This window comes from Micromonospora sp. A202, from assembly GCF_006715105.1.
Lineage (GTDB): Bacteria > Actinomycetota > Actinomycetes > Mycobacteriales > Micromonosporaceae > Micromonospora > Micromonospora zamorensis.
In genome coordinates this window covers 67,238-81,950 of record NZ_VFMP01000001.1, presented here as the reverse complement: position 1 = coordinate 81,950, position 14,713 = coordinate 67,238, and the positions used below count along the sequence as shown (strand labels likewise).

The 14,713-nt window shown below is 70.7% G+C and carries 15 protein-coding genes; 3 read left to right on the top strand and 12 right to left on the bottom strand.

Features of this window, described 5'->3' with window-relative positions; genetic code table 11:
* Positions 1-112: 112 nt before the first annotated feature.
* From FBZ33_RS00395 to paaA, 9 genes are all read right to left on the bottom strand, one after another.
* Positions 113-337: a hypothetical protein gene (locus FBZ33_RS00395; RefSeq protein ID WP_088951124.1), complete on the bottom strand. Its 225-nt coding sequence runs from the start codon at positions 335-337 to the stop codon at positions 113-115.
* Between the two features lie 87 nt (positions 338-424).
* A complete protein-coding gene (locus FBZ33_RS00390) occupies positions 425-1,135 on the bottom strand; it encodes a demethylmenaquinone methyltransferase (protein ID WP_088951123.1) in 711 nt (236 codons plus the stop codon).
* A gap of 165 nt (positions 1,136-1,300) precedes the next feature.
* Entirely contained in the window at positions 1,301-2,581 is a 1,281-nt protein-coding gene (locus tag FBZ33_RS00385; protein WP_141907601.1) for a cell wall anchor protein, read from the bottom strand.
* Positions 2,582-3,001: 420 nt separating this feature from the next.
* Positions 3,002-4,192, bottom strand: coding sequence for a cyclic dehypoxanthinyl futalosine synthase (mqnC, locus tag FBZ33_RS00380; RefSeq protein WP_088951121.1), 1,191 nt, complete (start codon positions 4,190-4,192; stop codon positions 3,002-3,004).
* A 170-nt stretch (positions 4,193-4,362) separates the two neighbouring features.
* The gene (gene paaE, locus FBZ33_RS00375) at positions 4,363-5,472 is read right to left on the bottom strand and encodes a 1,2-phenylacetyl-CoA epoxidase subunit PaaE (protein WP_141907600.1); all 1,110 of its coding nucleotides are present in this window, start codon (positions 5,470-5,472) and stop codon (positions 4,363-4,365) included.
* Entirely contained in the window at positions 5,469-5,945 is a 477-nt protein-coding gene (gene paaD / locus FBZ33_RS00370; RefSeq protein ID WP_088951117.1) for a 1,2-phenylacetyl-CoA epoxidase subunit PaaD, read from the bottom strand. Before paaD ends, paaE begins: the two co-directional genes overlap by 4 nt.
* Entirely contained in the window at positions 5,939-6,664 is a 726-nt protein-coding gene (gene paaC / locus FBZ33_RS00365; protein WP_088951116.1) for a 1,2-phenylacetyl-CoA epoxidase subunit PaaC, read from the bottom strand. Before paaC ends, paaD begins: the two co-directional genes overlap by 7 nt.
* A gap of 76 nt (positions 6,665-6,740) precedes the next feature.
* Positions 6,741-7,025 carry a 1,2-phenylacetyl-CoA epoxidase subunit PaaB gene (paaB, locus tag FBZ33_RS00360; RefSeq protein WP_088951115.1) on the bottom strand — a complete coding sequence of 95 codons (285 nt, stop codon included), beginning with the start codon at positions 7,023-7,025 and terminating at the stop codon, positions 6,741-6,743.
* On the bottom strand, positions 7,022-8,101 hold the full coding sequence (gene paaA / locus FBZ33_RS00355; RefSeq protein ID WP_099849894.1) for a 1,2-phenylacetyl-CoA epoxidase subunit PaaA: 1,080 nt from the start codon (positions 8,099-8,101) through the stop codon (positions 7,022-7,024). The genes paaB and paaA overlap by 4 nt, the downstream gene beginning before the upstream one ends.
* A 370-nt stretch (positions 8,102-8,471) precedes the next feature.
* Between paaA and FBZ33_RS00350 the strand changes: the two genes are divergently transcribed.
* Both FBZ33_RS00350 and FBZ33_RS00345 read left to right on the top strand, forming a co-directional pair.
* On the top strand, positions 8,472-9,464 hold the full coding sequence (locus tag FBZ33_RS00350; RefSeq protein ID WP_141907599.1) for a hypothetical protein: 993 nt from the start codon (positions 8,472-8,474) through the stop codon (positions 9,462-9,464).
* Complete coding sequence (locus FBZ33_RS00345) at positions 9,464-10,420, top strand: serine hydrolase (protein WP_141907598.1); 957 nt, start codon at positions 9,464-9,466, stop codon at positions 10,418-10,420. The genes FBZ33_RS00350 and FBZ33_RS00345 overlap by 1 nt, the downstream gene beginning before the upstream one ends.
* Before the next feature lie 70 nt (positions 10,421-10,490).
* Here FBZ33_RS00345 and FBZ33_RS00340 read toward each other — a convergent pair whose 3' ends face one another.
* The 3 genes from FBZ33_RS00340 to FBZ33_RS00330 form a co-directional block, all read right to left on the bottom strand.
* A complete protein-coding gene (locus tag FBZ33_RS00340) occupies positions 10,491-11,342 on the bottom strand; it encodes a menaquinone biosynthetic enzyme MqnA/MqnD family protein (protein WP_141907597.1) in 852 nt (283 codons plus the stop codon).
* Positions 11,294-12,685 carry an MFS transporter gene (locus FBZ33_RS00335; RefSeq protein WP_141907596.1) on the bottom strand — a complete coding sequence of 464 codons (1,392 nt, stop codon included), beginning with the start codon at positions 12,683-12,685 and terminating at the stop codon, positions 11,294-11,296. Before FBZ33_RS00335 ends, FBZ33_RS00340 begins: the two co-directional genes overlap by 49 nt.
* 114 nt (positions 12,686-12,799) lie before the next feature.
* Complete coding sequence (locus FBZ33_RS00330) at positions 12,800-13,384, bottom strand: helix-turn-helix transcriptional regulator (RefSeq protein ID WP_141907595.1); 585 nt, start codon at positions 13,382-13,384, stop codon at positions 12,800-12,802.
* A gap of 169 nt (positions 13,385-13,553) precedes the next feature.
* On the opposite strand from FBZ33_RS00330, the gene FBZ33_RS00325 reads away from it, so the two are divergent.
* Positions 13,554-14,594 (top strand): HNH endonuclease signature motif containing protein, encoded by a 1,041-nt coding sequence (locus FBZ33_RS00325; protein WP_255508669.1) that lies wholly within the window; start codon positions 13,554-13,556, stop codon positions 14,592-14,594.
* Positions 14,595-14,713 lie beyond the last annotated feature (119 nt).

Here is a 14,713-nt window from a genome sequence, read left to right as displayed (position 1 = left end):
ATGCTTCACAAGCCAGACGGGACGAGTGTATGACCGGCGTCATACCAGCGCAGGATCAGGGGTACCTAACTCGCCGATGTGACAGTCCCCGACCGTCCACAGCAGTCAGGTGTCAGGCCGAGCTGGAGGCGTCCAGCCCCGCATCGACCCGGATTGTCTCGGGCAGATGCTCACGGAGCGCGCCACCCGCCGCCCGGTCCAGTGCCGCCAACACCTCGGCGACCACCAGCCGGACCTCCACCGGGTCGGCTCCGGCCAACGCGCGCAACTGCGCGATGAGTTCGGCCGCGTCGTCGTCGGTGGCGGCCACCGGGTCCGCCGGGTCTGCTCCGGTCATGCGATCGAGCGTACGGGGCAAAGTGGACTAAAGGCCGATATTCACGAAACCTGAATAATGTCCGTGCCGTCCCGTGTCGATCGCGGACTACTCGCGGATGCCCCGATGCAGGGCAACCACACCACCGGTCAGGTTGCGCCACGCCACTCGTCCCCACCCGGCCGCGGCGATCCGCCCGGCAAGCGCGGCCTGCGCCGGCCAGGCCCGGACCGACTCGGCGAGATAGACGTACGCCTCGGGGTTGCTCGACACCGCTCGGGCGACCACCGGCAGTGACCGCATCAGGTACGACAGGTAGACCGTCCGGAAGGCCGGGTTGACCGGGGTGCTGAACTCGCAGACCACCAGTCGCCCGCCCGGCCGGGTGACCCGGGCCAGCTCACGCAGGGCCGCGTCGGTGTCGTTGACGTTGCGCAGCGCGAAGGAGATGGTCACCGCGTCGAAGCTGGCGTCGGCGAACGGCAACCGCAGCGCGTCGCCGGCCAGCAGCGGCACCTCGGGGCGGGCCCGCTTGCCGGCGTACAGCATGCCCAACGACAGGTCGGCGCCCACCGCGTACGCCCCGGACTGCGCCAGCTCCCGCGTCGAGACGCCGGTGCCGGCGCCCACGTCCAGCACCCGCTCACCCGGCCGCAGCCCCAGCGCCGCCCGGGTGGAGCGACGCCACGAGCGATCCTGACCCAGCGAGATCACCGTGTTGGTCAGGTCGTAACGCTCCGCCACGCCATCGAACATCGCGGCGACCTCGTGCGGCTGCTTGTCCAGACTGGCTCGCTGGCCCTGCGGGGTACGGCTCACCCCTCCACTCTGCCAGCCGGCCGACGAGCGCCGCCAGCTGGGTGCGGTGCCGTCGCACGGGTACGCGAAAGGGCGGGGTGGTCGCCCACCCCGCCCTCGCGTCGTGCCAGGTCCGCCGCCGTTGCGCCTCGTGTCGAAGCGCCTCGGGTCAGCGGCGCGGTGTCGTCAGTCGGTCGACTTCTCGTCGCCCGGAGCGACCAGGACGACCTTGCGCCGACGGGAGAGCACCAGCAGCGCCCCGCCCACGAGCAGGATGATCGCGCCGATGCCGCCGATCAGGCCGACCTGCACACCGGTCACCGGCAACCCACCGCCGTCGGAGCCACCGCCACCGGCACCCGGCGACGTGGTCGTGCCGGGCGTCGTCGTGCCGCTCGGGCTCGGCGTGCCGTCCGGCGTCGGCGTGGCGGTGGGCGTCGGGGTCGCGGTGGGCGTCGGCGTGGGGGTCGGGGACGGCTGGGTGGTCAGGTCGACGAAGACGTCGAAGATCGCCTGGTTGTCACCCTCGTCGACCTCGGTGAAGGCCTTCCGCTGGGCGCTGGTCGCCGGCTCCGGCTCCTCCTCGGGCTGGCCCGTCGCCGCGTCCAGACCATGCGCGACCAGCTCACCAACGCGCAGCACCGGCTCGGTGACGTTCGTGCCGACCGTCACCTTGATGTCCGCCGTGTAGTACTCACCGGGCTTGATCACCGCGCCGTCGTCCTGGCAGAGCGCCTGGGCGACGCCGCCGAAGGTCTGCGCGACGCAGGTGTCCGGCAGGGTGGCGAAGGTGACCCCGGCCGGGAGCGTGAGCACGTAGGACAGGCCGGTGGCCTTGCGGCTGCCGTCGTTGTAGACCGCCCAGTCCAGTGGCACCGTCTCGCCGCGCCGGACCGGCCTGAGGTCGGGGTCGTCGCCCTGGACGCCGTTCACCACCACGTTCGCGTTGACGTCCTGCACCCAGCTGGTCAGGTCGTAGCCGGGCTTCGCGACGGTGATGTCGTGCTCGACCGTGTTGTCCTCGCGGTTGGGGTCGGCGGTGGCCGATTTGATGGTGACCACCAGCGTGCCGGCCTCACCGCGGCCACCGGTGGAGAAGAGCGGGATGCCGAAGTCTTCGCTGGTGCCGGCGGCCACGTCGCCGAGCTGGCAGGTGAAGGTCCTGCCCTTCACCTGGCAACCGTCGGGCACCAAGACCCCGACCCGGCCCTTGCGCAGGTTGCTGGTGTCCACGGTGTAGCTGACGCCCTTGGCGGCGACCGTGCTCCGGGTGTTGTCGACCAGGAACTTGAACGGCTTGGCCTTGGCCGCCTTGACGCCCTTGGCCAGCTCGTAGCTGAGCGGCACCAGCGCCAGGTCGGCCTGGTCGGCGGCCTGCGCCGGGGCGGCCACGGTGGCCAGGCCACCTGCCGCGAGCAGAGCCACAACGCCGGCGCGCGCCAGGGCCGAGCGGTGGAACGCTGTCATCAGTCCCCCGGGGGTAGGGAAGAAGAATGGTTGCGGAACGGAGCGGACGCTATCGAAGGTCGATCTCTTACGCCAGCTGGGGAGGGCGTTTTCATCCATCCGGCCCGAGCTGGGCAGACGGTACGGGCGGGATGGTCACCCATCCCGCCCGTACCGCCGTGCGTTATATGAACGACCCTCAGCGGGCCGATGGAGGACAGCACACGGCCATCAGACCATCCGCCACCAGCACGGTCGCGCCGTTCTCGGCGGCCGACGGTGGCAACGGATACGAGGCGCGACGCTAGCCGTCGACGATCATCTCCACCACCCCCGCGACGGACAGCCTGACGCTGCGGCGACGGGGACCACCCGTACCGCCGACCCGACCAGGCGAGAGCATGAGCCTCGGTCAGCCGAACGGCCGGACGCCGACCCGCGTCAGTTGACCTCGACCAGCGGCAGGGATTTGCCCGCCCCGCCACCGGGCAGCGCGATCGAGGAGAAGTGTGAGACCACCCGCTCGTCGGTCGGGTCGTCGGCCGGCGTGTGGTGCACGGCGAGCCGGTTGTAGAGGGTGTCCCGCTGCGCGGGGATCCGGTCCGCCGAGCGGATCATGCCGATCAGCTCGTGCAGGTTGGAGCGGTGCCGGGCACCGGCGGAGGAGATGACGTTCTCCTCCAGCATGATCGAGCCGAGGTCGTCCACGCCCATGTGCAGCGAGAGCTGCCCGACGTCCTTGCCCGTGGTCAGCCAGGACGCCTGGAGGTGCGGCACGGTCTCGAAGAAGAGCCGGGCCACCGCGACCAGCCGCAGGTATTCCAGCGTGGTCGCCTGGGTGCGGCCCTTGAGGTGGTTGTTCTCCGGCTGGTACGTCCACGGAATGAAGGACCGGAAACCGCCGGTGCGGTCCTGCACGTCACGGATCATGCGCAGGTGCTCGATCCGCTCGGCGTGCGTCTCACCGGTGCCCATCATCATGGTGGCGGTCGACTCGATGCCCTGCCGGTGGGCCAGCTCCATGACCTCCAGCCAGCGCTCGCCCGACTCCTTGAGCGGCGCGATGGCCTTTCGCGGCCGCTCCGGCAGCATCTCCGCGCCGGCGCCGGCGATCGAGTCCAGACCCGCGGTCTTGATCCGGGCGATCGCCTCGTCCAGGCTCACACCGGAGACCTTCGCCATGTGCAGGATCTCGCTGGGGCCGATCGAGTGGATGACCAGCTGCGGGTACGCCTGCTTGACCGAGGAGAACAGCTCCTCGTAGTACTCCACGCCGTAGTCCGGGTGGTGCCCGCCCTGGAGCATCACCTGGGTCGCGCCCAGCTCGACCGCCTCGCCGCACCGGCGCAGGATCTCCTCGGTCGGGTGGGTCCACCCTTCCTTGTGCTTGGGAGCGCGGTAGAACGCGCAGAACTTGCACGCCGTCACGCAGACGTTCGTGTAGTTGATGTTGCGGTCGATCAGGTACGTGACGACGTTGTCGGGGTAGCGCCGCCGGCGCACCGCGTCCGCCGCCTCGCCCAACGCGTGGAAGGGCGCCTCGGTGTAGAGCAGCAGCGCCTCCTCGGGCGTGATCCGCCCGCCGTCCGCGCCACGCTGCAGGATGTCGTCGATCTCCCGGCTCACCGTCACACCCCGAGCCTACGTCGCCCGGCCAGCGCCCGGCATTCCGCTCCGCCTCCCGTGACGTGCACCCCAGCGTCTGAGAGCTGTCCGGAGGGCCGAGATCTTGGACAGTTTCCGTCAGCGCCGAACGGAAACTGTCCAAGATCTACGCAAGGCGACCCGGTCGTTCGGCGTCGTCATGCGTCGTAGTCGACAGTGAGCTTGTCGGTCGTCGGGCTGGACTGGCAGGTCAGGACGTAACCGGCGGCCAGCTCGTCGGGCTCCAGGGCGTAGTTGCGGGCCATCGTGACCGCGCCGTCCACGACCTTCGCCTTGCAGGTCGAGCAGACACCACCCTTGCAGGCGTACGGCAGCTCGCCGCGAACCTTCAGCGCGGCGTCCAGCACCCGCTCCTCGCGACCCATCGTGAAGTTCGACGAGCGGCCGTCCAGCACGACGGTCACCTCGGCCCCGGCGCCCACCTGGTCGGTGGGTCGGCGGACCGGCTCCGGCGGTGCGTCGACGTGGAACAGTTCGGTACGCACCGCCGACTCGGGAAGCCCACGCGCGGTCAGCACGTCCCGGACGTCGACCACCATGCCGTACGGACCGCAGAGGAACCATTCCTCGACCAGGTCGCCCGGCACGATGCTGCCCAGCAACCGGCCCAGCCTCTCGGCGTCGATGCGTCCGGAGAGCAGTGGTGACTCGCCCTGCTCCCGGGAGAGGACGTGCACCAGGTGCAGCCGGGTGGGATAGCGGTCCTTCAGGTCGGCCAGCTCCTCGGCGAACATCACAGTGTTCGCCGTGCGGTTGCCGTACACCAGGGTGAACGTGCTGGCCGGCTCGACGGCCAGGGCGGTCGCGACCAGCCCGAGCACCGGTGTGATGCCGGAGCCGGCGACGACCGCGCCGTAGTGGCGCACCCGGTCCGGCGCGAAGGCCGTCGTGAAGGTGCCCAGCGGCGGCAGCACCTCGACCGTGTCGCCGCCGCGCAGCGCCCCGCAGGCGAACGCCGAGAACGCGCCGCCGGGAATCTCTCGCACCCCGATCCGCAACCGGCCGTGCCGGGTCAGGTCGTCGGGGGTGGAGCAGATCGAGTACGACCGGCGCACGTCCGAGCCGTCCTCAGCCACCCGCCGCACAGTGAGGTGCTGGCCCGCCCGGAACGCGAACGTGTCCCGCAACTCCTCCGGTACGGCGAACGTGACCGCCACGGAGTCGTCGGTGAGCCGGTCGACGGCCGCGACCGACAACGGGTGGAAGGCCGGCCGGCGACGGACCGGGCGGGTGATGGTGACAGTCACAGCGCCTTCAGGTGGTCGAAGGGTTCGGAGCAGGAACGGCAACGCCACAGCGCCTTGCACGCGGTGGAGCCGAACCGGCTGACCTGCTCGGTCTCCGGCGAACCGCACTGCGGGCAGCGGACCGCGAGGGTCAACGACACCACGCCGGCGGCCGGCACCGGGGCCGGCGGGGCGATCCCGGCGGCGGCGAGCTTGGCCCGCCCACCGTCGGAGATCCAGTCGGTGCTCCACGGCGGGCTGAAGACCGTGCGCACCTCGGCGTCGGCGTGGCCCGCGACCGCGAGCGCGCGGCGGATGTCGGCCCGGATCACGTCCATCGCCGGGCAGCCGGTGTAGGTCGGGGTGATGGTGACGGTGACCCGGCCACTGGCCGGATCCTCCTCGACCGCCCGCAGGATGCCCAGCTCGTCGATGGTGATCACCCGGATCTCCGGGTCCACCACAGACGCGGCCGCCTCCCTGGGGTTCACCACTGCGCTCCGGGGTGGGCGCGGTGCAGCACCTGCATTTCGGCGAGTAGGTAGGCCAGGTGCTCGGTGTGCACGCCGGTTCGTCCACCGGCCGGCGCCCAGCCGCTTCCCGGCAGGGTGAGCGTCGCCTCCGCCAGCACGGCGCCGACGGTCTCGTCGAACGCCGGCCGCAGGGTGGCCGGGTCGACCGGCGCCGCCGGGTCCGCGGCGAACAGCTCATGGGTGTACGGCCACACCTGGTCGACGGCGGCCTGCATGCGACGGTGCGACTCCTCGGTGCCGTCGCCAAGCCGCTTCACCCACAGCGCGCCGTGGTCGAGGTGGTACGCCGACTCCTTGCGCGCCTTCGCGCCGATCGCGGCCAGTCGCTCGTCCGCGCAGCCGGCCAGTGCCGTGTACAGCGGCAACTGGTACGCCGCCAGGAAGAACAGCTTCGCCATCGTCACCGCGAAGTCGCCGTTGGGCAGCTCGACCAGGAGGGCGTTACGGAACTCGCGGTCGTCGCGCAGGTACGCCAACGCGTCCTCGTCCCGGCCCGCGCTCTCCAACTCGCCCGCGTACGACAGCAGCAGGCGGGCCGCGCCGAGCTGGTCGAGGGCGATGTTGGCCAGCGCCACGTCCTCTTCCATCTCCGGCGCGCGGGTGGTCCACTCGGCCAGACGCTGCGCGGCGATCAACGCGTCGTCGCCGAGGCCAAGGGCGAAGTCGAAGGGCCCGTTCACGCCACCACCTCGCTGCGCTCGGTGGCGACGCGAAGCGCCGCGCTGCTGAGCTGGCTGGTTCGCTCGCTCCGCTCGCTCACAGGTGGGCCACCCCGTCCGGCACCTCGTAGAACGTGGGGTGGCGGTAGACCTTGTCGGCGGCCGGGTCGAAGAAGGCGTCCTTCTCGTCCGGGCTGGACGCGGTGATCGCGCCGGCCGGCACCACCCAGATCGACACGCCCTCCTGGCGGCGGGTGTAGAGGTCCCGGGCGTTGCGCAGGGCCAACTCGGCGTCGGGGGCGTGCAGGCTGCCGACGTGGGTGTGCGACAGCCCGCGCCGCGCCCGCACGAAGACCTCCCACAGAGGCGAGTGATCCGTCATGCCGCTACCTTCTCCCGCTGTTCTGCCCGCTTCGCGGCGTACGCCGTGGCGGCCTCCCGTACCCATGCGCCGTCGGCGTGTGCGGCCCGGCGGTGGGCGATCCGTTCCCGGTTGCACGGCCCGTCGCCGGAGATGACCCGCATCAGCTCGTCGTAGTCCGGCTGGGTGTAGTCGTGAGCCTGCCGTTCCTCGTTCCAGCGCAGGTCCGGATCGGGGATGCGCAGCCCGAGGATCTCGGCCTGCTGGACGCACATGTCGACGAAACGCTGCCGCAGGTCGTCGTTCGAGAAGCGCTTGATCTTCCAGGCCATCGACTGACCGGAGTGCGTGGAGTCGCCGTCCGGCGGGCCGAACATGGCCAGCGACGGGTACCACCAGCGGTCCACCGCGTCCTGAGCCATCGCCTGCTGCCCCGGGGTGCCGTGCGCCAGGGTGTGCAGGATCTCGTAGCCCTGCCGCTGGTGGAACGACTCCTCCTTGCAGACCCGGATCATCGCCCGGGCGTACGGGCCGTAGGAGCAGCGGCACAGCGGCACCTGGTTGACGATCGCCGCGCCGTCCACCAGCCAACCGATCGCGCCCACGTCGGCCCAGCTCAGGGTGGGGTAGTTGAAGATCGAGCTGTATTTCTGTCGTCCGTCGAGCAGCAGCCGGACCAGCTCGTCGCGGCTGATGCCGAGGGTCTCGGCGGCGGCGTAGAGGTAGAGGCCGTGGCCCGCCTCGTCCTGGACCTTGGCCAGCAGGATCGCCTTGCGCTTGAGTGACGGCGCCCGGCTGATCCAGTTGCCCTCCGGCTGCATGCCGATGATCTCGGAGTGGGCGTGCTGCGCGATCTGCCGGATCAACGTCCGGCGGTACGCGTCGGGCATCCAGTCGCGTGGCTCGATCTTCTGCTCGGCGTCGACGACCTCGGCGAAGTACGCCGCCAGGTCCTCGTCCGGGGCTGGGCCGCCACGCCGTCCGCGCGCTGCCGCCGCGCGAAGCTCGGCCTCGGCGGCCTCGACCTCACCCAGCAGGCCGCTGCCGGGGGCGTCGTCCGGGGCGCCGTTCGGGGCGGAGAAGTCGTTGCCATACATGACGCTAAGTGTTACAGCTTGCGCCACGTTGCACCAGGGGGTGTAACAGGAATCCGAGGATCCCATCCGTAACGGAATGAGCGCTTTGCGTCACCTGGATCGCCGGACGTCGCAGTGACTTGGGCCACGAAACAAAGGTGAATCCCCGCAAGAACCGCATACCGGTCCCATATCGCGTCTTTATGGCGGCGTGCCTGGTGTCGGACTCTGGCGGGTCCGGCAACCGGACGTAGACTTTCGGCCGTCACACCGATCGGCTTCAAACGATCGCCGTACGACAGAGGCCACCTCCCCCGGCCTTGGCGATCAGCCGGTTTGTCCGGACAACAAGCCGGTCCCCCCGGCCCTGACACCTGGAGCTCACCCACTCATGCGATCTCGCGTGACCATGGTGCTCGCCATCACGGCGGTCCTGCTCGGCGGCGTCCTACTGGTCCCCGCCGCGTACGCCCGCCTCTCCGACGGCGGCAGCAGCGGAGGCGGAGGCGGCGGTGCCGCCTCGACCGTCGCCGCGCCCGCGCCCACCCCGCCGCCGCCGCCCACGCTGGCCGCCGGACCGGTGTCAGTGAGCTTCCAGGGCGAGTTCTTCTCGTGGGCGCTGCTGGACCGCCAGACAGGCACGATCTCCGGATCGCCGAACATGACCGCGACCAGCTCCACCGAGTCGATGATCAAGGCGTGGATCGTCTCCGACTACCTGCGACAGCTCAAGAACAAGGAGCCGTCCGCAGCGATGAAGGAGATGGCTCGAGTCGCCATCGTCGACAGCAACGACGGGGCTGCCAACAAGGTGCACGCTGCTGCTGGCGGCTCGTACAAGCCCTCCAACAGCAGCACACCCGACGCGGTGATCCAACGGGCGATCACGATCTGCGGGCTGACCGACACCAAGCGCGGCAACGTCAAGCCGTACACCGGTTACTGGAGCTTCACCCGGATGTCCCCCCGGGACGCGGTCCGGCTCGGCGACTGCATCGCCGACGGCAAGGCCGCCGGGCCCAAGTGGACCAAATGGGTGCTGGACCAGATGAGCAAGGTCAAGGGCACCACCGCCAAGAAGGACCAGAGACCAGACTCCGGCGGTGGACGCTGGGGGATCATCGACGGTCTGCCCAAATCGATCACCGCGCAGGGCCCGGTCAGCATCAAGAACGGCTGGACCCCGATCAACTACGACGGCAACTGGCACGTCAACTGCCTCGCCGTCAACGACAAGTGGAGTCTCGCGGTGATGCTGCGCTACCCGCAGAAGAGCGGTCTGGACTACGGCGCGAAGGTCTGTGCCAGCGTGGCCACCCAGCTGGTCACCCCGCAGCCGGGTGCCGCGCTCAAGGTGCCGCAGCAACCGGTCGGGAAACTCTGATGGCCGGCAACCGTCGGGCCACCCGGCGCGAGGGCGCTGACGCCTCCCCCCTTCGGCTGGTCGCGATCGCGGTCATCCTGATCGGGCTGGTGCTGGTGTCGCTGCGGCTGCTGCCCGGGTCGCCGTTCGAGTCGTCCGCCGCCGCCAAGTGGGGCAACGCCGGCACGACGACCAACGACCGGTCCACCGGCAAACCCACTGACCGCAGCGCCCGCCAGCCAGCCCCGCCATCGCCAAGCCCCACGCTGGCACCGCTGCCGTTCGCGGCCAAAAACCTCGACCTGGACATCGAGGGCTGGTATTCCTGGAGCGTGCTGGACCGTCGGACCGGGCAGATCATCGGCTCCAGGAACATGGGCGAGACCAGCACCACCGCCTCAATGATCAAGTCGTGGATCGTCGCCGACTATCTGCGTCGCGCAGCCGACGCCGGTCAGACCCCGAGCGACGCGAAGCTCGCCGACGCGACGCGGATCATCCGGGACAGCGACAACACCCGGGCCGAACAGTTCTACAACCAGGTCGGCCGGGACGCCTCGATCAAGCGGCTGATCTCGATGTGCAAGTTGACCGACAGCAGCGTCGCCCCCGACCGCGGTTGGAGCCGCACGGCTCTCTCCCCCCGGGACACCGCCCGTCTGGGCAACTGCATCGCCACCGGCACCGCTGCCGGGCCGAAGTGGACCAAGTGGCTGCTCAACGAGATGAAGCTCGTGCGCGGCGCCGGTGACTTCGGCATCCGCAAGGCCTTCCCGGCCGCCGAGCAGAAGCAGATCGCCATCAAGAACGGGTGGATCGACCGGACCAGGGAGCAGGAGATGCACATCAACTGCCTGGCCATCGGCGACACCTGGACGATGGGCGTGATGGTGAAGTACCCGATCGACAAGGGCTACGACTACGGCATGAAGAACTGCGAGAAGATCACCGAGGCGCTGCTCCGCCCCGGTGCCTGAGCCCCGCCGGCCCCCGGCCGGCTGCTCGGCTGGCCCGCGCAGGCTGGCTGGCAGGGGCCGCGCCCGCCGCTCAGCCGGCGAAGAACTCCGGGCCGCCATCCGGCAGAGCCGGGGCCTCGCCGATGGCGGTAGCCCGCCGGGCCCACTCCCGCAGCCCGGCGACCTGACGGTCGCCGAGGGAGAAGTCCAGGGTCCGGAAGTACGTGGCCAGCGTCTCCGCGTCGAACGTCTCCCACCGGGCCGCCGCCTCGGCGACCTGGTCCAACTCGGCCAGGCAGAGGTCCCGCGAGCGCAGGAACGCCTCGTGCACCTCCTTGACCATGCCCGGATGGGCGGAGGCGAAGTCGCGGCGGACCGCCCAGACGGCGAAGACCATCGGCAGGCCGGTCCACTCCCGCCACGCCTGCCCGAGATCGGTGACGGTCAGGCCCCGCTGGGGCGCCTCGTAGTACGCCCGCAGCGCCACGTCACCGATCAGCACCGCGGCGTCGGCCTCCAGCAGCATCTGGGTCAGGTCCGGCGGGCAACGGAAGTAGTCGGGCCGCACGTTGTACTGCTCGGTGAGCAGCAGTTGAGCCAGCATGACCCCGGTCCGCGACGTCGAGCCGAGCGCCACCCGGGCGCCGTCCAGCTCGGCGAGGGGTCGGGTGGAGACCATGTTGACCGAGAGCACCGGCCCGTCGCTGCCCACCGCCAGGTCCGGCAGGAGCAGAAGCTCGTCGGCGTGCTTCAGGTACTCCAACAGGGTGATCGGGCCGATGTCGAGGTCGCCAGCGACCAGCGCAGCGCTCAACCGGTCCGGTGAATCCTTGTGCAGGTCGACGTCGAGCAGGGCGCCGGAGCGCATCAGACCCCAGTAGATCGGCAGGCAGTTCAGGAACTGGATGTGCCCGACCCGCGGGCGTGCGATGCGCTCAGCCATGACCCGACCGTATCCCCGGCCTCCGGCTCCGGCTCGGCGGGCCGGCCCGAAGTGGCCAACCCCGCATCCGTGCCAGCGGCCTGGGGATGTCGGAGGGCCTCGTCCGGCACCGGCCGTCGTACCGCCCGGGCGACGACCGGCACGAACGCCAACACCACCACGAGCCCGGCCACGCCCGCTGCGGCGATCAGTGGTCGGGGCGGGACGACCGTGAGCAGCGCCCCGCCGATCAGATAGCCGGCCATCGAGCCACCCTGCACCGCAGCGCCGTAGCTGGCGTACGCCCGGCCGCGCATCGCCTCCGGCACCCGGCGGCTGGTGAGCAGGTTGGCGAAGACGTTCTCGCCGCCGTTCGCCGCGCCGGCCACCAGCCAGAGCGGCACGAGCAGGCCGGCCGTCGGCACCGTCGCGGCGAGCAGCACCAGCAGGCTGCACATGGCCAGCGTCACCAGCACCCCACGGATGAGCGCCCCGTCGTGGTCGAACCGGCGGGCGAGTCGGGCGGCAATCCAGCTGCCGGGCAGCATGCCGGCCATCCATGCCGCTCCCACCAGGCCGTACGTGGTCGCCGAACCGTGCAGCGTCTCCCGGATGAAGAAGACCTCGATCACGTTGATGCCGCCGATCGCCGCGATCACCACCGCGGTGCTGGCCACCATGACCAGCATCAGCGGGTCACGGCGCAGCCGCCAGCCCATCCCCGTACCGCTCGGGTCGGCCTGGTTCGCGGGGCTTCCCCCGCCCGCCGGCCCTGCGGTGGCGGGCCGTCGGCCGCCCCGCCGGGTCCGCAGCAGCAGGCCCGCGACCACCAGCGCCAGGTAGGTCACGGCATCGAGAAGCAGGGGTACGCGAGTGCCGAACTGCCCCACCAGCAGGCCTGCCAGCACCGGCCCGCCGAGCGCGCCGAGGGAGACGGCGTTCTGACTGATCGCGCTGGCCCGGGGCAGGTCGGCCGGGCGGACCATCGCCGGCAGCAGCGCCGCCAGGCAGGGCTGGGTCACCGCGAGCCCGCAGGCGAGCAGGGCGACGAGGCCCACAACCAGGACCGGGTGCTCGGCGACGGCGAGCAGCGTACAGATGACAGCCTGCGCCAGCCCGACGGTGACCAGCAGGGTGCGGCTGTCCACCCGGTCGGCGAGCCGTCCGGTGAGCGGGGCGAGCACCACCAAGGGCAGGGTGGCCGCGAGCAGCAGCCCCGACACGGCAAGCCCTCCGGCGCCGGAGCCCTGGAGCGCCAGCGCGAGCGCGGTGGCGGCCAGAAAGTCGCCGCAGATCGTGGTGCCACGGGCGGTGGCGGCGAGCCAGACGTCCGACCAGCGCGACGGCTCAGTTGTGAAGGACATACTTCGAAAATAATCCTTCACAACTGATCAGCACAACCCCCTGCCGCCGCCACGACGGCGAATGGCCGGTCGGCGATCAACCCGCGTGCGGCTCGGCGCACCGCGACCATCCAGTCAGGCCAGCGGCACGGCCCGGTACTGCACGGCGACCGTGCGCGCCCCCGCCGGAGGATCGGCCTGGCGCAGGCGAGCCCGGTACGGCTGCAGCATGGCCAGGACCGCCTGGTTCACCTCGGCCAGCTCCTCGGCGGTGAGCAGCAGCAACGTGTCGTTGAAGAGCGCGGCGTCGTACCACTCGGCGGGCTCGTCCCCGGCGCGCCGCAGCCAGTCCCGGGTCCGCTCCATGGCCCGAACGGCGTGCGCCTCCACCAGCGCCTGCTCGGCCGCGCGCGCCTCGGGCCCGGCATCGCGACCCGCCTCGACCCACACACTCACACTCGGCACTCGCCACAGCCGCTCGCGCGCGTCCCCGCGACTCGGCGCCTGCTCGACCAGGCCGAACTTCGCCAGCGCGCGCAGGTGGTAACTGGTCGCGCTCGGCGACAGACCGACGATCTCCGCGCACTCGGTGGCGGTCCCACCGCTCTCCCGGCTACTCAGGTATTCCATGATCGCGATCCGGGCCGGATGAGCCATCGCCCGCATCACCTGCGGGTCACTGATCGTCATTCGACGCGAATCGGGGCTGGCCTCGGTCATGAGCCCATGATCCCGGGCGGCTCCCCGACCCGCCATCACCCCCGCAGTGAGCAGCATCCGACTTCTGCGAACACCCGATTTGAGGCGTGGCCAGTTCACGCGACGTTCAGCGTCAACGCCGCAGTCGAAGCGGACCGAAACTGTCGTACACCTGTTCTAGTCTTTGTCTATGTTGAGGACGTTGGCGCAGGCGGTGCGTGACGCACTGCTCAGCGGCGCGATGACCGTCGAGCAGGGTCGGGTGGTGGCAGAGACGATCGCGGCCCTGCCGCCCGAGGCCGGCCCGGAGGTGGCGGACAAAGCCACCCAACTGCTGGTCACCTGGGCCGACCGCTTCGATCCGACCATCCTCAGCCGGCTCGGGGAGCGCGTCCTCACGCACGTCGCACCGGATCTGGCCGACCAGGCAGAGCTGGCCGCCCTCGAAAAAGCCACCGAGCGAGCCGTGGCCCGTCGGCACGTCACGCTCTCCGAGCAGCAGGACGGGCAGGTACGCCTCAGCGGCAACCTCGACACCGAAACCGCGAGCCTGCTACGGGAGGCGATCGACAGGCTCTGCGCCCCGGCCGGCGATCACGACGACCGCAGTCCCGGTCAGCGCCGAGCGGACGCGCTGGGCGAGGTCTGTCGTTTGGCGCTGCGCACCGGCCAGCTGCCCGACAACGGCGGCGACCGGCCGCAGCTCGTCGTGACCGTGTCGCTGGACGAGCTGGTCAACGGCGTACGCGCCGGCACCCTGGAGACCGGGCCACCCCTCGCGCCGGGCGCGATCCGCCGTCTCTCCTGCGATGCCTGCGTGCTGCCGGCGGTGCTGGGCGGCGACAGTCAGGTTCTGGACGTCGGGCGCCAGCGCCGGCTCTTCAACGGCCCGTTGCGCCGAGCATTCGTGCTGCCCGACGGCGGTTGCGCCTTTCCTGGTTGTGATCGGCCATCCCGATGGTGCGACGGTCACCACGTCCGACACTGGGCAGACGGCGGAGCCACCGCGCTGGGCAATGCCGTGCTGCTCTGCGGTTACCACCACCGGCTCATCCACCGCGGCGACTGGCTGGTCCGCATCGCGCCCGACAGCCGGCCGGAATTCTCCCGCCCAGCTGGCTCGACCCGCTACGCGCACCACGACGCAACCTCTACCACCGGCGCTGCTGACACCCGGCAGACGTGCCGTCGCCACCCGAGAACGGGATCAACCACACGGGCCGACCGGTGACGTCGGGGCAGCGTGTTGCTACCCACGACACGCCCACTTTCGTGCGCCGCGCCCGGCGACACGCCCTCTCGTACGGATGGTCGCGTGGGTAATTCGGTGGAACGGACGGGCTGGGGAGC